Raw genomic sequence first — 19,428 nt, 5'->3', positions numbered from 1 at the left:
CCCACCTTGGAATGCATTCCCCTGTGGGAGCTGGCTTGCCTGCGATGGTGGCACCTCGGTCTACCGGCCGAACTGGCCCGGCCAGCCAATCACCTTCTTCGGCCTTGGCGTCGCATAGGTCCTGATCTTCGACGTCGACAACCCCAGGCGCACCAGCGATTCGGCGATGGTCACTGCCGCCGTCACCCCATCCACCACCGGTACGCCGGTGCGCTGGCGGATCTGTTCATCCAACCCGGCCATGCCGCCGCAGCCCAGGCAAATGACCTCGGCCTTGTCTTCACGGATGGCCAACTCGGCCTGGCGCACGATGGCTTCCATGGCGGCCTGCGGGTCTTCCTCCAGCTCGAGTACCGCCATGCCGCTGGCGCGCACCGAGGCACAGCGTTGGTAGAGGCCGGCGAGTTTCAAGCGGTCTTCGATCAGCGGCACTGTGCGGTCCAGGGTGGTCACCACCGAATAGGCGTGGCCCAGGAACATGGCAGTGCTGGCGGCTGCTTCGGTGATATCAACCACCGGCACGTTCAACAACTCCTGCAAGCCTTCACGGCCATGTTCGCCGTAGCCGGCCTGAATCACCGCGTCAAACGGCTGGTCGTACGCCATCACCCGATCCATCACGGCAATGGCCGCCAGGTAACTTTCAAAATTGCCTTCCACCGACTCGGCACCGAAGTACGGGGTAAGCCCCACAATTTCGGTGCCGGGTGAGGCCACGGCGCGCGCCTGCTGGGCGATGGTGTCGGTGATGGATTCGGTGGTGTTGACGTTGACCACGAGAATACGCATGGAATGTCCTTGATTAGTGACTGACGTTATCGACTGCAATGCTTTCGCCGCTGACATCGGCGTAGAACGGCTGGCGCTTGGCGATCAGCAGGTACAGCAACCCTGCAATACCGGCGCCAAACATCCAGGAAAAGGGAGCAACGCTGGCAAAACCGGGCAACAGCGCCAGCAGAATCGCGATCACCGCTGCTGGAATGAACGCCGCCACTGCGCGCAAATTGACCCCGCGGTTGTAGTAATAAACGCCGTTGGGGTCTTCGCTATACAGCTGCAACACATCCACCTGGCTTTTACGGATCAGCCAGTAATCGACCATGATCACCCCGTACAACGGCCCCAACAGCGCACCCAGGCCGGAGAGGAAATACACGATCACCAGCGGGCTGTTGTAGAGGTTCCACGGCAGGATCAATACCGCCACGGTTGCGCTGATCAGGCCGGCGCGGCGGAAGTTCAGGTACTTGGGCGACAGGTTGCTCAACACGAAGGCTGGCGCGACGAAGTTGGCCATGATGTTCACCGCCACGGTGACAATCAGGAAGGCCAGGCAACCCAGCACCAGGAAAAAGGTGTTGGGGATGGCGGCGATGATTTCGGTCGGGCTTTCGATCACTCGGCCATTGAGCTGGAATTGCCCGCCGCACAGCAGCACGGTGATCGCGGCAAACACCAGGATATTCACCGGCAAGCCCCAGAAATTGCCTACCAGGATGGTCTTGCGGCACGGTGAAGAGCGGGCGAAGTCACAGAAATTGAGGATCAACGTGCCGTAGATGGTCAGCCACAACGCGCCACCGGCAAAGATGTTGCGCCACATCTCGCCGCCGCTCAGGGGCTCTCGGGTCGACCACGCGATATTTCCGCCGACCTGGAAGTACATCCAACCGGCCAGTGAGGCCACCGTCACCAGAATCACCGGCCCGGCGAAGGCTTCATAGCGGCGTACCATTTCCATGCCATACGCCAGGATTGCCAGCTGCACGCACCAGATCGTCACAAAGCACGCCCAACCGAGGGTTGACAGGCCGAGGATCGAGTTGTGGTCATAGTCGGCAAACCCTGGATGAATGGCCGACAACAACACGCGGAAAACCACCGAAGCCAGGTAGGTCTGGATACCAAACCAGGCAATCGCAATGACTGCCCGAATCAACGCGGGAATCTGCGCGCCATGAATACCGAAGCTGATACGGCTGATCACTGGAAACGGTACGCCGGTCTTCTGGCCCATAAACCCCGACAGGTTCATGAAGAAGTACACCAGCGCCGCGCCGATCCCCAGGGATAACAGGATCTGCCAACCGCCCAACCCCAGCGCATACAGGCCGATGGCAAACGAGTAGTTGGCGATGTTGTGCACGTCGTTGGTCCACAACGCAAAGATGCTGTAGCGCCCCCAGCGCCGGCCTTCGGCCTTGGTGGGTGCCAGGTCTTGGTTGTGCAGGCGCGGGCTGAGTACCAAGGGGCCTGGGCTTGCGGCCTCGGGATTCAGGGCGGAGGAGGGCAGATCCAGTGCGATGTTATTCGAGAGGCTTGTACGCATTCCGGCAGGCTCCAGCGCATCTGCGAGCAAGCCGCAGATAGAAAAGTGTATGTATGATTTGTATTTATTGTATACAAAACGTATTTCACCTTAAGCCACATGCGTGCCAGTTTTCGGTCTATGAAAACTGTGGGTAATTTCGTTTTTATAGGATTGTTGAATAACCAGCTGAATTAAAAGAAATATAAATTGACCGATTGAACAGATATTTATTTTTAGGTTGAGGAGATGCGATTGGTGAGGGCGAACAACAGGCGTGGAGGAGTGTTACGTTATGGTGCGCGCCTGAAAATATTGCACACATAAATGGCACCTATGGTTACATTTGTGTGTACATATTTATGACCGGCATGAAACAAATGTGGGAAGGGGCTTGCCCCCGATAGCGCAGTGCCAGTCACCATATTTACCGACTGATCCACCACCATCGGGGCAAGCCCCCTCCCACATTTTTTACCGCGTCAGTCTTCAGGCTTTGCTGATGATATTCCCGGCATGCAGCCCGCATTCTTTCTGCGTCGCTTCTTCCCACCACCAGCGGCCTTCGCGCTCGTGCTGGTTCGGCAATACGGGGCGGGTGCAAGGCTCGCAGCCGATGCTGATGAAACCGCGCTCATGCAGGCTGTTGTAGGGCAGCTCCAGCATGCGGATGTAGCCCCAGATCTCCTCGCTGGTCATTTGGGCCAGCGGGTTGAATTTGTACAGGGTGCGTTCCGGGGTGGAGAAGGCGGTGTCGATTTCCAGCGCTGCCACCTGGCTACGGGTGCCGGGGCTCTGGTCGCGGCGTTGGCCGGTGGCCCAGGCACTTACACCGGACAGTTTGCGGCGCAGCGGTTCGATCTTGCGCACACCGCAGCATTCGCCATGGCCGTCCTTGTAGAAGCTGAACAGGCCCTTTTCCTTGACGAAGGGTTCCAGCTTGCTCTGGTCCGGCGAAATCAGTTCGATGTCGATTTTGTAGAACTCGCGCACCTGCTCGATAAACCGGTAGGTCTCCGGATGCAGGCGGCCAGTGTCGAGGCTGAACACCTTGACGTTCTTGTTCAGCTTCCAAGCCATATCGACCAGCACCACATCCTCGGCACCGCTGAAGGAAATCCACACGTCATCACCGAACTGGCTGAACGCCAGTTTGAGAATGTCCTGGGCGGATTTGTTGGCATAAGTCGCGGCGAGTTCGGCGACGTCGAAGGCTTGGTTCATCAGGACGGTTCCTACAGGTCAGTGGCGCTGAGCGCTCTATAGGGGAACGATGGTATCAAATCCGCCCTGCGTTGCGGCGGCGAGCTTGAATCGCTAGAGTTCGGCAGTCCTTTGGCTCGCTCAACTTGAATAATACGAACGGAGTGTCTTGTGGAAATTGCCTGTCTTGACCTGGAAGGGGTGCTGGTTCCGGAAATCTGGATCGCCTTCGCCGAAAAAACCGGTATTGAATCCCTACGGGCCACCACCCGCGACATCCCCGACTATGACGTGCTGATGAAGCAACGCCTGCGCATCCTCGACGAGCACGGGCTCAAGCTCGCCGACATCCAGGAAGTGATCGCGACCCTCAAGCCGCTGGACGGCGCCGTCGAGTTCGTCAACTGGTTGCGCGAGCGTTTCCAGGTGGTGATCCTGTCGGATACCTTCTACGAATTCTCCCAGCCGCTGATGCGTCAACTCGGCTTCCCGACCTTGTTGTGCCACCGTTTGATCACCGATGAACACGATCGGGTGGTGAGCTACCAACTGCGCCAGAAAGACCCCAAGCGCCAGTCGGTACTGGCCTTCAAGACGCTTTATTACCGCGTGATCGCTGCCGGTGACTCCTACAACGACACCACCATGTTGGGCGAGGCCGACCACGGGATTCTGTTTCACGCGCCGGAAAACGTGATCCGTGAGTTTCCGCAGTTCCCGGCGGTGCATACGTTTGAGGATTTGAAGAAAGCGTTCATCAAGGCGTCGAATCGGACGTTGAGCCTGTAAGTATTTCAGTGAGGCTGATGGCCGCTTCGCAGGCAAGCCAGCTCCCACCTGAACCCGATCAACTGTGGGAGCCGGGCTTGCCCGCGATGGGGCCCTTTCTGACGCTGCAGGCCCTAGATGCCGGCCAGCAGTCGTTCATACGGAATGCTTAAACCTTCATGCAGGCGCTTGATCATCGACAGGCTGAGTTTGCGCTTGTGGTTCAGTACCTCCGAAACGCGCCCACTGGGTCCGAAGAAGGCATGGGGTAATTCTCCGCCTCGTATTTTTCGATGAGGATTGCGAGGATTTCCAACTCATCTCCCTCAGGCGAGCCGATTTCTGCTCCCCATAGCTGTTCCACTCGCGCAAGCGCAGTGGCCAGGTCTTCCTGGGAATGAATAGGTTTGATGTTCATCACACGGTCTCCGCGTTGATTTGATTCAGATTTTTTCTGCTTCGAGAGACTGAGCTGGCCTGTGCTACAGGTTTTCCAACGTTTGCAGCAACACCCGCACCTTCGTCAGCGACTCCTGATACTCCGCCTCCCACTCCGAGTCCGCCACAATCCCTCCGCCGCCCCAGCAGCACACCTGCCCATCCTTGACCAGCAAGCTGCGAATGGCGATGGAGCTGTCCATCTCACCGCGCACGTCCAGGTACACCAGCGAACCGCAGTACAGCCCGCGTCGCGTCGGCTCCAGCTCGTCGATGATCTGCATGGCGCGGATCTTCGGGGCGCCGGTGATGGAGCCGCCGGGGAAGCTGCCGGCGATCAGGTCGAGAGCATCTTTGTCGTCGGCCAACACACCCGTCACGCTGCTCACGAGGTGGTGCACGTTGGGGTAGCTTTCCAGGCTGAACAACTCCGGCACTTTCACTGAGCCGGTGCGGCAGGTGCGGCCAAGGTCGTTGCGCAGCAGGTCGACGATCATCAGGTTTTCGGCGCGATCCTTGGGGCTGGCCAGCAACTCGGCGGCGTTGGCGGCGTCCTCTTCGGGTGTTGCACCACGAGGACGGGTACCCTTGATCGGGCGGGTTTCGACCCGGCGCTCGCTGATGTGCACGAAGCGTTCGGGCGACAGGCTCAATACCGCACCGTCATCCGGTAGGCTCTGGAACCCCGAGAAGGGTGTCGGGCAGGCTTCGCGCAGTGCGCAGTAAGCCACCCACGGATCACCGATGCACCGCGCGCGAAAGCGCTGGGCGAAGTTGACCTGATAGCAGTCACCGGCCTGGATGTAGTCCTGGATGCGCACAATGGCCTGCCGGTAAGCCTCGGCAGTGAGGTCCGGCACCATAGGGCCATGCAGGGTGAAGCTTGCAGAGTGCTCAGTTGTCGGCTGGCTGAACACTGTGATCAACCGTTGCCGCTCGCTTCCGGCCAGTGCCGGATGAAAGACCAACTGGCTGGTCTGAGCGTGGTGATCACTGATCAGCGCCCAGGCATACAGGCCGAAACGCGCGTCTGGCAGGTGCAAATCGTCCGCCGCCAGGTGTGGCATCTGCTCAAGATGCCGGCCAAAGTCATAGCTCAGATAGCCGATCAAACCCCCAGCGAAGGGCAGTTCATAACCTGCGGGTAATTCTGCTTCACCCAGCTGTGTCAGGTTTTCACGCAAGCGTTGCAGGAAATCGGTGCCGCTCTCATCCGGCCAAACCGTCAAGGTTGATTGCGGCCAGGCGCTGAGCACGTCATAACGGCCGCGTTCGGCTGTGGGGCGGCCGCTATCGAGCAGCACCGCGCCAGGGGCATGGCGGATCACCGCGAAGTATTCGGCGGGGTTGGCCTGGTAGGGCAGCGGGTGTACGGAGCAGGTCGACATTGCGGGGTGGATCAGCCGTTGGCGTGGGGGGGGGGGCGATTGTAGTCCCCTGTGGGAGATGGTCCTAGAGGGGATGTCGGGTATAGACAGATTGAAGCCCGGATCAGCCTTCAAAGTGCGGTATATGCCCAAACAGTTCCTGCGCGAACTTCACTCGCTCTTCCGGGGTTTCGGTAACGCCAGCCGCTTTCAACTCATCCAGCCGCGCTTCCACTGCATGGGTGCGCAAGGTCAGGCCACAGTCATTGGCGATCTGGATATTCAGCCCCGGCCGAGCATTGAGCTCAAGGATCAGCGGGCCTTTTTCCTGGTCCAGCACCATGTCCACGCCGATATAACCCAGCCCGCACAACTCATAGCAGTTGGCGGCAAGCGTCATGAAGCCGTCCCAGTAGGGCAGTTGCACACCGTCCACCGCATTGGTGGTGTCAGGGTGCTTGGTGATGATGTTGTTCAGCCAGGTGCCGCGCAAAGTCACGCCGGTCGCCAGGTCGACGCCCACACCGATGGCACCCTGGTGCAGGTTGGCCTTGCCGCTGGATTGACGGGTCGGCAAGCGCAGCATGGCCATGACCGGGTAGCCCATCAGCACGATGATGCGGATATCCGGCACACCTTCGTAGCTGATGCTCTTGAAGATCTGGTCGGGCACCACGCGGTATTCGATCAGCGCACGGTCGCGGTGGCCGCCCAGGGAATACAGGCCGGTAAGGATGCTGGAAATCTGATGTTCGATGTCCTCATGGCTGAGCAGCTTGCCGGACACCGTGCGATAGCGCCCTTCAAAGCGGTCGGCCACCACCAGGATGCCGTCACCGCCGGCGCCTTGGGCCGGTTTGATCACGAAATCGCTGCGTCCGTCGAGGATCTCGTCGAGCTTGTCGATTTCCTTTTCGGTAGAAATGACGCCGTACATTTGCGGCACATGGATACCGGCGGCGATGGCCCGTTCCTTGGTGATGATCTTGTCATCCACGATCGGGTACAGACTGCGCTTGTTGTACTTGAGCACGTAGTCGGCGTTACGCCGGTTGATGCCCATGATCCCTCGCGCTTCCAGGGCCTTCCAGGTCTTCCAGAAGCCGAACATTACGAGTCAGCCTTGAGGAAGGCCTTGAAACGCACCAGCTCGGTCAAGCGGTAGCCGCGATAACGCCCCATGGCCAGCATGAAGCCCACCAGGATCAGCAGGATCGCCGGGAAGGTGAACACGAAGTAGATCAGCTCCGGCACACTCATGATCAAGTGGGCGAGGGTGGCGGCGAACAGCGTGCCAATCGCCACTTTCAGCGCATGGCTGGCACCGCGCTCTTCCCAGGTGATCGACAGGCGCTCGATGGTCATGGTCAGAATCACCATCGGGAACAAGGCCACCGACAGCCCGCGTTCCAGCCCCAGCTTGTGGCTGAACAGGCTGATAGCCGCGATCAACACCACCACGAAGGTCAGCACCACCGACAACCTCGGCAGCATCTGCAATTTCAAGTGTTCCAGGTACGAGCGCAGGGACAGGCCTAGCGCTGTGATGATCGTGAACAGCACAATGCCGAAGCCCAACTGCGTCTCGCGGAACGCCAGGGCGATCAGGACCGGGGTAAAGGTGCCCAGGGTCTGCAGGCCGATCAGGTTGCGCAGAATCAGGATCACCAGCACGCCGATCGGGATCATCACCATGATCATGAAGGTCTGCTGGGTTTGCAGCGGCAGGCCGTACAGCGAGTATTCGAGGAAGTTGGCGTCGGTGTTCTCGTCGGTCAGCTTGGCCAGGCGAATGGCGTTCATTTCGCTGTTGTTCAGGCTGAACGTCACGGCGGCTTTCTTGCCGCCTTCCACCGTGATCAGGTTTTCATCGCCGGTCCACCACAACAGGCGGTCGGCCGGCAGGCCCTGTTCACCGGTTTCGGGGTTGAAGTACAACCAGTCGTTGCCATTGAAGCTGCGCAGCCACAGTTCCGGTGTTTGCGGCTGGTCGGCCACCAGGCGGATGGTGTGGACCTTTTCTACCGGGACATGGGCGATAGACAGCAGCAGTTCGACGATCTTGGCCTTGTGCGGCGTCGACGGGTCGCCGGCCAGCAGCAGTTTCACATTGTCGTCGTTGAGGTTGTTGGTACGCTTGATGGCTTCGCCGATGAACGTCTCGACGTCGGCCGAGTGCTGGCGGATCGGCGCCAGCAAGGCTTCGGCGGCGATTTTTTCCGGGCCTTCCACGGCAATGCTGTCGCGGAAGGTCGGGCCCTTGACCTTGACCTTTTCGCCGCTGTAGCGCTTGGTCAGCACCAGGCGGTAATACAGGGTTTGCTTGCCCTTGGCCCGGCGTGCCGACCAAGTCACCTTGCGGTTGCCGTCAGTGCGGTTGACGCTCACCCCATAGTTGTTCGAGATAAAGCTTTCATTGAGGCTGACGAAGTCGCGGCTCAGCGGCGGCACGAACATCGAGATCTTTACCGGGTCCTTGGGGTTGGCGACGAACTCGACCTTGGCGTCGATGTTCCACAAGTCGTCCGTGGCGTCCTCGGTCACAGGGATACCCAACACGAAAATCTGGTAGGCGGTGACCGAAATACCCAGCACCACCAAAATGGTGATCAGGATTTTCAGGTGCAAGGTCAGAGAGCGCATTCGGTTTACTCGGCGGTATGAGCGTCGGCGGCGCAGGCAGGTTTGCCCGCTGCGTATTTAAGACTGGGGTCGACCAGCGCATCAAAGCGTTTCAAGGCTTCGGAGCCGATCAGCAGCGGGTATTGGAATGCGCTGCGGTCAGTCAAGTTCACTTCGATGCTGCGTAAAGCGGTACCCATGCAGACATCCAGGCTGATCACTGGACGGGCGGTGTACTGCTTGCCCTCATCGGGATCGTAGTCACCGGCGCGACGCTTGATCTTGCTGACGCGGGCCAGGGGCAGTTCGATGGGGTGGGAGTGGGCAGTGTCGATGGCCAGGTAAAAGCGTACCCAGGATTCGCCATTACGCTTGAAGCGCTTGATATCACGGGCGCTGAGGGATGCGGTCTTGGCGCCAGTGTCGAGTTTGGCGGCCACTTCCAGGTCGATACCGGCCAGCTTGGCGTATTCATTCAGGCCATACACGGTCTTCTCGGCACCGATGCCAAGCCCCGGTACACACCATAGGCAAATCAATAGAAGGAAGGGCTTGAGTCTCATAAATCCTGAGGCGGTGCCGTGCGATGTTCAATTCAAGGCGACTGGCATTGCTGCGCAAACTCCCTCGTGCGCCGTTTCATCGGGTGATGTCAGGCGAAAGCGGCGGGCATTCTAACATGATGCTTTTTTGGCGCCAGCGCTGGCAGGCGGCCATGCCCTGGGAAAGTGCAGAAGGGGTTATTAGACGATTGTCGACAATGTTGATTTATTCTTTGACTATCAGGGGCTGATTGGCTAGTTTTTGCGACATTGATTTTAAAGGTGTCGACAATATGCTGGATCAACTGGAAACCCCAGTGATAGCGCAAGACGATTCCCAGACCATGTCCGAGAACGTCTTCCGGCGTATCCAGGCTGCCATCGTCAAGGGTGAAATCGCACCCGGCAGCAAGATTTCCGAACCGGAACTGGCGCGCACCTACGGCATCAGCCGTGGCCCGTTGCGTGAGGCGATCCACCGCCTGGAAGGCCAGCGCCTGCTGGTGCGTGTGCCCCATGTCGGTGCGCGGGTGGTGTCCTTGAGCCACGCCGAATTGATCGAACTCTACGAAATCCGCGAATCCCTCGAAGGCATGGCCTGCCGCTTGGCCGCCGAGCGCATGACCGATGCGGAAATCGAAGAGCTGCGCCAGGTGTTGCACACCCATGAGCGCGACGAAGCGTTCCAGGCGGGCCTCGGTTATTACCAGCAAGAAGGCGACTTCGATTTCCATTACCGGATCATCCAAGGCGCCGGCAACCGCACCCTGACCCAAATGCTCTGCGGCGAGCTGTATCAATTGGTGCGCATGTACCGCATCCAGTTCTCCGCGACGCCCAATCGTCCACGCCAGGCTTTTGCCGAGCATCACCGCATTCTTGACGCGATTGCCGATCGTGACGGTGAACTGGCGGAGTTGTTGATGCGCCGCCATATCGGCGCCTCCAAACGCAACATCGCCCGTCACTTTCCAGACACTACCCCCTAACGAGGTGAGTCATGAGTTCCAATAACAACAGCACGCCAGGCCAACGTTTCCGTGACGCGGTCGCCAGCGAACACCCTTTGCAGGTGGTCGGTGCGATCAACGCCAACCACGCCCTGCTGGCCAAGCGCGCCGGTTTCAAGGCGATCTACCTGTCGGGCGGCGGGGTGGCTGCCGGTTCCCTGGGCGTGCCGGACCTGGGCATCACCGGCCTGGATGACGTGCTGACCGATGTGCGTCGTATCACTGACGTGTGCGACCTGCCGCTGCTGGTGGACGTGGACACCGGCTTTGGCTCCTCGGCGTTCAACGTGGCGCGCACGGTCAAGTCGATGATCAAGTTCGGCGCAGCGGCCATTCATATCGAAGACCAGGTCGGTGCCAAGCGCTGCGGTCATCGTCCGAATAAAGAAATCGTGTCCCAGCAGGAAATGGTCGACCGCATCAAGGCTGCCGTGGATGCGCGCACCGATGACAGTTTCGTGATCATGGCGCGTACCGATGCCTTGGCGGTAGAAGGCCTGGAGTCCGCCCTGGAGCGTGCCGCCGCCTGCATCGAGGCTGGCGCCGACATGGTGTTCCCGGAAGCCATCACCGAGCTGGAAATGTACAAACTGTTCGCCTCCCGCGTGAAGGCACCGATCCTGGCTAACATTACCGAGTTCGGCGCGACACCTCTGTACACCACCGAACAGTTGAAATCTGCCGATGTTTCCATCGTGCTGTACCCGCTTTCGGCCTTCCGCGCCATGAACAAGGCCGCCGAGAACGTCTACACCGCAATCCGTCGTGACGGCACCCAACAGAACGTGATCGACACCATGCAAACCCGCATGGAGCTTTACGATCGCATCGACTACCACACCTTCGAGCAGAAGCTCGACGCGTTGTTTGCCGCGAAAAAGTAAGCCTGTGGGAAGGTGCTTGCCTGCTCCCACATGCCTCCCTAATAAATTCAAGATTGGAGATCGAACATGGCTGAAGCAAAAGTACTGAGTGGCGCCGGCCTGCGTGGCCAGGTGGCGGGCCAGACGGCCCTGTCCACCGTGGGCCAGGCCGGTGCCGGCCTGACCTATCGTGGCTACGACGTGCGCGAACTGGCCGCCGACGCGCAATTTGAAGAAGTCGCCTACCTGCTGCTGTACGGCGAATTGCCGACCCAAGCCGAGCTGGCCGCCTACACCGCCAGGCTGGGCAAACTGCGTGATCTGCCGCAAGCGCTCAAGGAGGTGCTGGAACGCATTCCCGCCGACGCTCACCCGATGGACGTGATGCGCACCGGTTGCTCGTTCCTGGGCAACATCGAGCCGGAGAAAGACTTCAGCGTGCAGCGCGATGTCACCGACCGCCTGCTCGCGGCTTTCCCGGCGATCATGTGCTACTGGTACCGCTTCAGCCACGACGGCAAGCGTATCAACTGCGTGACGGATGAGCCGAGCATCGGCGGCCACTTCCTGCACCTGCTGCATGGCAAGAAGCCAAGCGAGCTGCACGTCAAGGTGATGAACGTCTCGCTGATCCTCTACGCCGAGCACGAATTCAACGCTTCCACCTTCACTGCTCGTGTGTGTGCGTCGACCCTGTCCGACCTGTATTCCTGCGTGACCGCGGCCATCGGCTCCCTGCGCGGCCCGTTGCACGGCGGTGCCAACGAAGCGGCGATGGAGATGATCGAGCGTTTCGGTTCAGCCGAAGAAGCCGTCGAAGGCACCCTCGGCATGCTGGCGCGCAAGGACAAGATCATGGGCTTTGGCCACGCGATCTACAAAGACAGCGACCCGCGTAATGAAGTGATCAAGGGCTGGTCGAAAAAGCTCGCCGACGAGGTGGGTGACAAGGTGCTGTTCCCGGTCTCCGAAGCCATCGACAAGACCATGTGGGAGCAAAAGAAACTGTTCCCCAACGCTGACTTCTACCATGCCTCGGCGTACCACTTCATGGGCATCCCGACCAAGCTGTTCACGCCGATTTTCGTGTGCTCACGCCTGACTGGCTGGGCGGCGCATGTGTTCGAGCAGCGTGCCAACAACCGCATCATCCGTCCAAGCGCCGAATACGTCGGCGTCGAGCAGCGCAAGTTCGTGCCAATCGAACGTCGCTGAATGGGATGAACCTGAGGCGCCGGTTTTGAGGGTTGGAACCGGGTCAATGTGGGAGCCGGGCTTGCCCGCGATGACTGACTGACATTCAACACATGTGTCGGCAGTTACATCGCTATCGCGGGCAAGCCCGGCTCCCACAGGGACCGTGTTCACCCAGATCAATGCCGTAGGTTCGTACCGCCTAACCACCGTGACCGAGTCCTGACGATGAACACTGAATTTCGCAAACCGCTACCCGGCAGTCGCCTGGACTTCTTCGACGCCCGTGCGGCGGTCGATGCAATCAAGCCCGGCGCCTACGCCACCTTGCCCTACACCTCCCGCGTACTCGCGGAGAACCTGGTGCGCCGTTGCGACCCGACCACGCTCAACGCGTCCCTGAGCCAGTTGATCGAGCGCAAGCGCGACCTCGATTTCCCGTGGTTCCCGGCGCGTGTGGTGTGCCATGACATCCTCGGCCAGACGGCCCTGGTCGACCTGGCCGGCCTGCGCGATGCCATCGCCCAGCAGGGCGGCGACCCGGCTCAGGTCAACCCGGTGGTGCCGACCCAACTGATCGTCGACCACTCCCTGGCCGTTGAAGCCGGTGGGTTTGATCCGCAAGCGTTCGAAAAAAACCGTGCCATCGAAGACCGCCGCAACGAAGATCGTTTCCACTTTATCGAGTGGACCAAAAAGGCGTTCAAGAACGTCGACGTGATCCCGCCGGGCAACGGCATCATGCACCAGATCAACCTGGAGAAAATGTCTCCGGTGATCCAGGTGCGCGACGGTGTGGCGTTCCCGGACACCTGCGTCGGCACCGACAGCCACACTCCGCATGTGGATGCCCTGGGCGTGATCGCCATCGGCGTCGGCGGCCTGGAAGCGGAGAGCGTGATGCTGGGGCGCGCCTCGTGGATGCGCCTGCCGGAAAGTGTCGGTGTGGAGTTGACCGGCAAGTTGCAACCAGGCATCACGGCCACCGACATGGTGCTGGCGCTCACCGAGTTCCTGCGCAAGCAAAAAGTGGTCGGCGCATGGCTGGAGTTTTTCGGGGAAGGCGCCTCGGCCCTCACCCTGGGCGACCGCGCGACCATCTCCAACATGGCCCCGGAATACGGCGCCACGGCCGCGATGTTCTATATCGACCAGCAGACTATCGCCTACCTGAAACTCACCGGGCGCGAAGATGAGCAAGTCACCCTGGTGGAGCAATACGCACGTCATACCGGCCTGTGGGCGGATGACCTGAAGGGCGCGCAATACGAGCGTGGCCTGACCTTCGACCTGTCCAGCGTCGTGCGCAACATGGCCGGCCCGAGCAACCCGCACGCTCGCGTCGCCACCACTGATTTGGCGTCCAAAGGCATCAGCGGCCAGTGGGAAGAAGTGCCCGGTCAAATGCCCGATGGCGCTGTGATTATCGCGGCCATCACCAGTTGCACCAACACCAGTAACCCGCGCAACGTGATCGCTGCGGGCTTGCTGGCGCGTAACGCCAACAAGCTGGGGTTGACCCGCAAACCCTGGGTCAAATCTTCACTGGCGCCGGGTTCGAAAACCGTGGCCATGTACCTGGAAGAAGCCGGCCTGGGCCATGAGCTGGAAAAACTCGGCTTTGGTGTGGTGGCGTTTGCCTGCACTACCTGCAACGGCATGTCCGGCGCACTCGACCCGGAGATCCAGCAAGAGATCATCGACCGTGATCTGTACGCTACCGCCGTACTCTCCGGTAACCGCAACTTCGACGGGCGTATTCACCCGTACGCCAAGCAAGCCTTCCTGGCCTCGCCGCCGTTGGTGGTGGCTTACGCGATTGCCGGCACCATCCGTTTCGATATCGAAAAGGACGTGCTGGGCCTGGATGCCAATGGCAAGGAAATCCGCCTGCAGGACATCTGGCCGAGCGACGAAGAGATCGACGCGGTGGTCAAGGCGGCGGTCAAGCCGGAGCAGTTCCGCAAGGTCTATATCCCAATGTTCGCCATCCACGAAGACACCGGCCCGAAAGTCGCGCCGCTGTATGACTGGCGCCCGCAAAGCACCTATATCCGTCGTCCGCCGTACTGGGAAGGCGCGTTGGCCGGTGCCCGTCCGCTCAAGGGCATGCGTCCGCTGGCGGTGCTGCCGGACAACATCACCACCGATCACCTGTCGCCCTCCAACGCGATCATGCTGGACAGTGCAGCGGGCGAATACCTGGCAAAAATGGGCCTGCCGGAAGTCGACTTCAACTCCTATGCGACTCACCGTGGCGACCATCTGACCGCGCAGCGCGCTACCTTCGCCAACCCGAAACTGTTCAACGAAATGGTGGTTGAAGGCGGCAAGGTCAAGCAGGGTTCCCTGGCGCGTATCGAGCCAGAAGGCCAGGTCACGCGGATGTGGGAAGCCATTGAAACCTACATGGAACGCAAGCAACCGTTGATCATCATTGCGGGCGCCGACTACGGCCAGGGCTCCTCTCGCGACTGGGCGGCCAAGGGCGTGCGTCTGGCCGGCGTGGAGGCGATTGCCGCCGAAGGTTTCGAGCGCATCCACCGCACCAACCTGGTGGGCATGGGCGTGTTGCCGTTGGAGTTCCTGCCGGGCACCGACCGTCACACCCTGAAGATCGACGGCAGCGAAACCTATGACGTGGTCGGCGCGCGTACCCCGCGTGCGCAACTGACCTTGGTGATCAACCGCAAGAATGGCGAACGTGTCGAAGTGCCGGTGACCTGCCGCCTGGACACCGCCGAAGAAGTGTCGATCTACGAGGCGGGCGGCGTGTTGCAACGTTTTGCCCAGGACTTCCTGGAATCGGCGGCGACCGCCTGAAGAGGATAACCATGGCACACGCAGCGCAAATCAAGATCCCCGCCACCTACATGCGTGGCGGCACCAGCAAGGGCGTGTTTTTCAGCCTCAAGGACTTGCCCGAAGTGGCGCAGGTGCCCGGCGCCGCACGCGATGCCCTGCTATTGAGGGTAATCGGTAGTCCCGACCCGTACGACAAACAGATCGACGGCATGGGCGGCGCCACGTCGAGCACCAGCAAGACGGTCATCCTGGCCAAAAGCACCCGCGCCGATCACGACGTGGACTACCTGTTCGGCCAGGTCTCCATCGACAAACCCTTTGTCGACTGGAGCGGCAACTGCGGCAACCTGTCGGCGGCGGTGGGCTCGTTCGCCATCAGCGCCGGGCTGGTAGACCCCGCCCGCGTGCCCCACAACGGCGTGGCCGTGGTGCGGGTGTGGCAGGCCAATATCGGCAAGACCATCATTGCCCATGTGCCGATCACCGACGGTGCTGTGCAGGAAACCGGCGACTTCGAGCTGGACGGCGTGACCTTCCCAGCAGCCGAAGTGCAGCTGGAGTTCATGGACCCGGCGGCGGAAGAGGAGGGCGGCGGTGGTTCGATGTTCCCCACCGGTAACCTCGTCGATGACCTTGAGGTGCCTGGCGTCGGCACCTTCAAGGCGACGTTGATCAACGCGGGCATCCCGACGATTTTCATCAATGCCGAAGACCTCGGCTACACCGGCACCGAGCTGCAAGGCGCGATTAACAGCGACCCGAAAGCCTTGGCGATGTTCGAGACCGTGCGGGCCTACGGCGCCCTGCGCATGGGCCTGATCCAGCACCTGGACGAAGCCGCCCAGCGCCAGCACACGCCGAAGGTCGCGTTTGTGGCCAAGCCTGCGGATTATGTGGCGTCCAGCGGCAAAGCGATCAAGGCCGGCGATGTGGACCTGCTGGTGCGCGCGCTGTCCATGGGCAAGCTGCACCACGCGATGATGGGCACGGCGGCGGTGGCGATTGGTACGGCGGCGGCGATTTCCGGCACCTTGGTCAACTTGGCGGCCGGTGGCGTGGAGCGCAATGCGGTGCGCTTCGGGCATCCGTCCGGCACCTTGCGTGTCGGTGCCGAGGCCAGTGAAGTCAACGGTGAATGGGTCGTGAAAAAAGCCATCATGAGCCGCAGTGCACGGGTGTTGATGGAAGGTTTCGTGCGTGTTCCCGGCGATGCCTTCTAAACCCAACACTAATCCAATGTGGGAGGGGGCTTGCCCCCTCCCACAGGTGATCTCTATTCCAAGGCAGACACCCTAGATCTGCTTCCAGCAACCGTGAGCCCGAGGACACCCCCCCAACCCATTTTTGGAGTACTGTCATGAGCGCCAACGTCGACCAGAACAACCGCCCCGATTACGACCAGGTCCTGCAGGACATAGCCGATTACGTCCTTGATTACCGGATCGAATCCCGGGATGCACTGGACACTGCCCGCAACTGCCTGATGGATACCTTGGGCTGCGGCTTGCTGGCCCTGCGTTTCCCTGAGTGCACCAAGCACCTGGGGCCGATGGTCGAGGGCACGGTGGTGCCGTTTGGCGCTCGTGTACCGGGTACGTCGTTCCGACTGGACCCGATGAAGGCGGCGTGGGACATCGGTTGCATCGTGCGTTGGCTCGACTACAACGACACCTGGCTTGCCGCTGAATGGGGCCACCCTTCGGATAACCTCGGCGGCATTCTTGCCGTGGCCGACCACCTTTCGCAAAAGCGCGTGGCCAATGGTGACACGCCGCTGACCGTGCGTGCGGTACTCGAAGCGATGGTCATGGCCCATGAGATCCAGGGCGTGATAGCTCTGGAAAATTCCTTCAATCGTGTAGGCCTCGATCATGTGTTGCTGGTGAAGGTCGCTTCTACGGCGGTCACCGCTAAGCTCATGGGTGCTAACCGTGAGCAACTGCTTGCGGCCTTGTCCCATGCCTTCGTCGATGGCCAGGCGCTGCGCACTTACCGCCATGCGCCGAACGCCGGTTCGCGCAAATCCTGGGCAGCGGGGGATGCGTCGAGCCGTGGTGTGCGCCTGGCGGATATCGCGCTGCGCGGCGAGATGGGCATCCCCGGTGTGTTGAGTGCACCGCAGTGGGGCTTCTACGACGTATTGTTCAGCCATACCAATAAAGACTTGGCGCTCAAGCCCGAGGACAAGCGCACGTTCAGCCTGTCCCAGCCCTACGGCACCTACGTGATGGAAAACGTGTTGTTCAAGATCAGCTTTCCCGCCGAGTTCCACGCGCAAACCGCTTGTGAAGCCGCGGTGATCTTGCACCCGCTGGTGAAGGATCGCCTGCATGACATCGAGCGCATCGTGATCACCACCCACGAGTCGGCGATTCGCATCATCTCCAAGGTCGGCCCGTTGGCCAACGCCGCCGACCGCGACCATTGCCTGCAATACATGACCGCCGTGCCCCTGGCCTTTGGCAATTTGGTGGCCGAGCAGTACGAAGACGAATTCCACGCCGCGCACCCCATCATCGATCAGTTGCGCGACAAGATGGTCATCGTTGAAGACCCACGCTACAGCCGTGAATACCTGGAGGCGGACAAACGCTCCATTGCCAATGCGGTGCAGGTGTTTTTCACGGATGGCAGCCACACCGAGCAGGTGGCGGTGGAATACCCGATTGGCCATCGCCGTCGCCGGGCGGAGGGCATTGCGTTGTTGGAAGACAAGTTCAAGGCCAACCTGGCCACGCGGTTTACCGCGCAGCGCAGTGGGGAGATTTTTGCGTTGTGCAAGGATCAAGCGCGGCTTGAGGCCACGCCGGTCAATCGATTTGTGGACTTGTTCGTTATCTAAATCACAACGCGGTTAATGTGGGAGCTGGCTTGCCTGCGATAGCGGTCTATTTGTGCCACCTGTGTGGCTGACCCACCGCTATCGCAGGCAAGCCAGCTCCCACATTTTGTTCTGTGTTGGTCAAGGCTTACATGCTGCCTTCGACATCCTCCAGGCTGAACGTCTCGGTGTGGTCGTCATAGGAGAAGATCTCCGCATAGCGCCCCCACGCCACCACGCTTTCCAGGGTTTTTTCCACGAAAGCTTCGGTCATCGAATCTTCCAGCTCTTGCTCGAAACGCACCCGGGGTGCGCGGTGCCCGCTGCGCTCCAGCAACACCTGATGAATGCGTGCCGCCAAGGGGACGTGCTGGATCAAATGTTCGGCGAACAGAGTCTTGCGTTCCTGGGTACCGTAATCGGCGAACAGCTTGCCGGCGTCGGTGAGGGTGATGTCGGCGCCCTTGAGTTCGGCAAAGCCCAGGTGCTCGAGCATTTCCGCCACGGGGAACAGGTCGTCGACTTCCAGCAGACGCCGTTCGGCGACGGTGGGCAGGCCGGCGTGGCCGTTGTAGGGTTCGGCGGCCAGGGTTTCGATCAGGCCGGCCATGAGGTTGGTGGACACTTCCGGCAGCAGGCTGCTCATCTTCAGTTCGGGCTTACCGGCACTGGCATCGGCGCTGCGGCGGTCGGTCATCAGGGCATAGATGTCGTCGACCATTTGCCGGAAGGTCGGGTCCAGCCGGTTACGCGGGTGCGGGAACGGCACCTTGATCTCGGCGACCACGCGCCCGGGGTTGGACGACAGCACTAGGATGCGGTCGCACATCAGCACCGCTTCTTCGATGTTGTGGGTCACGATCAGGATCGACTTGATCGGCAGTTGCTTGCCGCTCCACAAATCCAGCAGGTCGGTACGCAAGGTTTCAGCGGTGAGCACGTCCAGGGCCGAGAACGGTTCGTCCATCAGCAACAAGGTGGGGTTGACCACCAAGCCACGGGCAAAGCCCACGCGCTGGCGCATACCGCCGGACAATTCACGGGGGTAGGCGTTTTCGAAACCGTCCAGGCCGATCAGGTCGATGGCGGCCAAGGCGCGCTTGCGGGCTTCCTTGCGTTCGACTTGCAGGGCTTGCAGGCCGGCCTCTACGTTTTCCAGCACGGTCAGCCAGGGAAACAGCGCAAAAGTCTGGAATACCATGGCCACGCCTTCGGCTGGGCCGGTCAACGGTTTGCCATGGTATTTCACCTCGCCCGACGACGGCTGGATCAGGCCGGCGATAATGCGCAGCAGTGTTGATTTGCCGGAGCCGGAGCGGCCAAGCATGCCGACGATCTCGCCTTCGTGCAGGCTCAGGTCGACGCCGCTGAGCACTTGCAGCTCTTCTTTGCCTTTGCCGAAGACCCGGTTCACGTTTTTCAGCGAGTAGATTTCCGGGGTATCGGCGGTGTGTTCGGTATAGGTATTCATCACTGCGAATCCC

Annotated in this window: 15 protein-coding genes and 1 pseudogene; 7 read left to right on the top strand and 9 right to left on the bottom strand. The window is 60.5% G+C overall.

Going from position 1 to position 19,428, the window contains the following annotated elements:
• Positions 1 to 60: 60 nt before the first annotated feature.
• The 3 genes from AC07V4_RS09880 to AC07V4_RS09870 form a co-directional block, all read right to left on the bottom strand.
• Complete coding sequence (locus tag AC07V4_RS09880; RefSeq protein WP_492635780.1) at positions 61 to 789, bottom strand: aspartate/glutamate racemase family protein; 729 nt, start codon at positions 787 to 789, stop codon at positions 61 to 63.
• A 13-nt stretch (positions 790 to 802) separates the two neighbouring features.
• Positions 803 to 2,332 carry an NCS1 family nucleobase:cation symporter-1 gene (locus tag AC07V4_RS09875; RefSeq protein WP_492635781.1) on the bottom strand — a complete coding sequence of 510 codons (1,530 nt, stop codon included), beginning with the start codon at positions 2,330 to 2,332 and terminating at the stop codon, positions 803 to 805.
• A gap of 468 nt (positions 2,333 to 2,800) precedes the next feature.
• Entirely contained in the window at positions 2,801 to 3,535 is a 735-nt protein-coding gene (locus AC07V4_RS09870; protein WP_492635782.1) for a phosphoadenylyl-sulfate reductase, read from the bottom strand.
• Positions 3,536 to 3,685: 150 nt separating this feature from the next.
• On the opposite strand from AC07V4_RS09870, the gene thrH reads away from it, so the two are divergent.
• Positions 3,686 to 4,303, top strand: coding sequence for a bifunctional phosphoserine phosphatase/homoserine phosphotransferase ThrH (gene thrH, locus AC07V4_RS09865; protein ID WP_431750128.1), 618 nt, complete (start codon positions 3,686 to 3,688; stop codon positions 4,301 to 4,303).
• Between the two features lie 113 nt (positions 4,304 to 4,416).
• Here thrH and AC07V4_RS09860 read toward each other — a convergent pair.
• The 5 genes and pseudogenes from AC07V4_RS09860 to rloA form a co-directional block, all read right to left on the bottom strand.
• Positions 4,417 to 4,700 (bottom strand): annotated as a pseudogene (locus AC07V4_RS09860) (helix-turn-helix domain-containing protein).
• Positions 4,701 to 4,764: 64 nt separating this feature from the next.
• Complete coding sequence (gene pabB / locus AC07V4_RS09855) at positions 4,765 to 6,108, bottom strand: aminodeoxychorismate synthase component I (protein ID WP_492635783.1); 1,344 nt, start codon at positions 6,106 to 6,108, stop codon at positions 4,765 to 4,767.
• Positions 6,109 to 6,211: 103 nt separating this feature from the next.
• Positions 6,212 to 7,198: an alpha-L-glutamate ligase-like protein gene (locus tag AC07V4_RS09850; protein WP_492635784.1), complete on the bottom strand. Its 987-nt coding sequence runs from the start codon at positions 7,196 to 7,198 to the stop codon at positions 6,212 to 6,214.
• A complete protein-coding gene (gene rloB, locus AC07V4_RS09845; protein ID WP_431750131.1) occupies positions 7,198 to 8,730 on the bottom strand; it encodes an osmotic stress tolerance membrane protein RloB in 1,533 nt (510 codons plus the stop codon). Before rloB ends, AC07V4_RS09850 begins: the two co-directional genes overlap by 1 nt.
• Before the next feature lie 5 nt (positions 8,731 to 8,735).
• The gene (gene rloA, locus AC07V4_RS09840; protein ID WP_431750132.1) at positions 8,736 to 9,272 is read right to left on the bottom strand and encodes a retropepsin-like aspartic peptidase RloA; all 537 of its coding nucleotides are present in this window, start codon (positions 9,270 to 9,272) and stop codon (positions 8,736 to 8,738) included.
• A 272-nt stretch (positions 9,273 to 9,544) separates the two neighbouring features.
• Here rloA and AC07V4_RS09835 point away from each other — a divergent pair, with 272 nt between their 5' ends.
• From AC07V4_RS09835 to prpD, 6 genes are all read left to right on the top strand, one after another.
• Positions 9,545 to 10,240 (top strand): GntR family transcriptional regulator, encoded by a 696-nt coding sequence (locus AC07V4_RS09835; RefSeq protein WP_431750133.1) that lies wholly within the window; start codon positions 9,545 to 9,547, stop codon positions 10,238 to 10,240.
• An 11-nt stretch (positions 10,241 to 10,251) separates the two neighbouring features.
• On the top strand, positions 10,252 to 11,145 hold the full coding sequence (gene prpB / locus AC07V4_RS09830) for a methylisocitrate lyase (RefSeq protein ID WP_123715392.1): 894 nt from the start codon (positions 10,252 to 10,254) through the stop codon (positions 11,143 to 11,145).
• Positions 11,146 to 11,211: 66 nt separating this feature from the next.
• On the top strand, positions 11,212 to 12,339 hold the full coding sequence (gene prpC / locus AC07V4_RS09825; RefSeq protein WP_492635785.1) for a bifunctional 2-methylcitrate synthase/citrate synthase: 1,128 nt from the start codon (positions 11,212 to 11,214) through the stop codon (positions 12,337 to 12,339).
• 207 nt (positions 12,340 to 12,546) lie between these two features.
• Positions 12,547 to 15,141 carry a Fe/S-dependent 2-methylisocitrate dehydratase AcnD gene (acnD, locus tag AC07V4_RS09820; protein WP_492635786.1) on the top strand — a complete coding sequence of 865 codons (2,595 nt, stop codon included), beginning with the start codon at positions 12,547 to 12,549 and terminating at the stop codon, positions 15,139 to 15,141.
• A gap of 11 nt (positions 15,142 to 15,152) precedes the next feature.
• Positions 15,153 to 16,343 (top strand): 2-methylaconitate cis-trans isomerase PrpF, encoded by a 1,191-nt coding sequence (gene prpF, locus AC07V4_RS09815; protein WP_431751256.1) that lies wholly within the window; start codon positions 15,153 to 15,155, stop codon positions 16,341 to 16,343.
• A gap of 137 nt (positions 16,344 to 16,480) precedes the next feature.
• Entirely contained in the window at positions 16,481 to 17,965 is a 1,485-nt protein-coding gene (gene prpD / locus AC07V4_RS09810) for a 2-methylcitrate dehydratase (protein ID WP_492635787.1), read from the top strand.
• 127 nt (positions 17,966 to 18,092) lie between these two features.
• Here the strand turns inward: prpD and AC07V4_RS09805 are convergent, their stop codons facing one another.
• Positions 18,093 to 19,415, bottom strand: coding sequence for an ABC transporter ATP-binding protein (locus tag AC07V4_RS09805; protein ID WP_431750190.1), 1,323 nt, complete (start codon positions 19,413 to 19,415; stop codon positions 18,093 to 18,095).
• Positions 19,416 to 19,428 lie beyond the last annotated feature (13 nt).

The sequence above is a fragment of the Pseudomonas sp. GW821-FHT03A09 genome (genome assembly GCF_059421065.1).
The sequence above is the reverse complement of the archived record's forward strand: the minus strand, read 5'-3'. Positions and strand labels throughout refer to the sequence as shown.

Excerpts from the sequence above, each read along its gene's own strand:
- AC07V4_RS09805 (WP_431750190.1), bottom strand. The coding sequence starts at position 19,415 with ATGAATACCTATACCGAACACACCGCCGATACCCCGGAAATCTACTCG.
- rloA (WP_431750132.1), bottom strand. The coding sequence starts at position 9,272 with ATGAGACTCAAGCCCTTCCTTCTATTGATTTGCCTATGGTGTGTACCG.
- pabB (WP_492635783.1), bottom strand. The coding sequence starts at position 6,108 with ATGTCGACCTGCTCCGTACACCCGCTGCCCTACCAGGCCAACCCCGCC.
- prpD (WP_492635787.1), top strand. The coding sequence starts at position 16,481 with ATGAGCGCCAACGTCGACCAGAACAACCGCCCCGATTACGACCAGGTC.
- acnD (WP_492635786.1), top strand. The coding sequence starts at position 12,547 with ATGAACACTGAATTTCGCAAACCGCTACCCGGCAGTCGCCTGGACTTC.
- AC07V4_RS09870 (WP_492635782.1), bottom strand. The coding sequence starts at position 3,535 with ATGAACCAAGCCTTCGACGTCGCCGAACTCGCCGCGACTTATGCCAAC.
- prpF (WP_431751256.1), top strand. The coding sequence starts at position 15,153 with ATGGCACACGCAGCGCAAATCAAGATCCCCGCCACCTACATGCGTGGC.
- AC07V4_RS09835 (WP_431750133.1), top strand. The coding sequence starts at position 9,545 with ATGCTGGATCAACTGGAAACCCCAGTGATAGCGCAAGACGATTCCCAG.
- prpC (WP_492635785.1), top strand. The coding sequence starts at position 11,212 with ATGGCTGAAGCAAAAGTACTGAGTGGCGCCGGCCTGCGTGGCCAGGTG.
- AC07V4_RS09880 (WP_492635780.1), bottom strand. The coding sequence starts at position 789 with ATGCGTATTCTCGTGGTCAACGTCAACACCACCGAATCCATCACCGAC.
- rloB (WP_431750131.1), bottom strand. The coding sequence starts at position 8,730 with ATGCGCTCTCTGACCTTGCACCTGAAAATCCTGATCACCATTTTGGTG.
- prpB (WP_123715392.1), top strand. The coding sequence starts at position 10,252 with ATGAGTTCCAATAACAACAGCACGCCAGGCCAACGTTTCCGTGACGCG.
- AC07V4_RS09875 (WP_492635781.1), bottom strand. The coding sequence starts at position 2,332 with ATGCGTACAAGCCTCTCGAATAACATCGCACTGGATCTGCCCTCCTCC.
- AC07V4_RS09850 (WP_492635784.1), bottom strand. The coding sequence starts at position 7,198 with ATGTTCGGCTTCTGGAAGACCTGGAAGGCCCTGGAAGCGCGAGGGATC.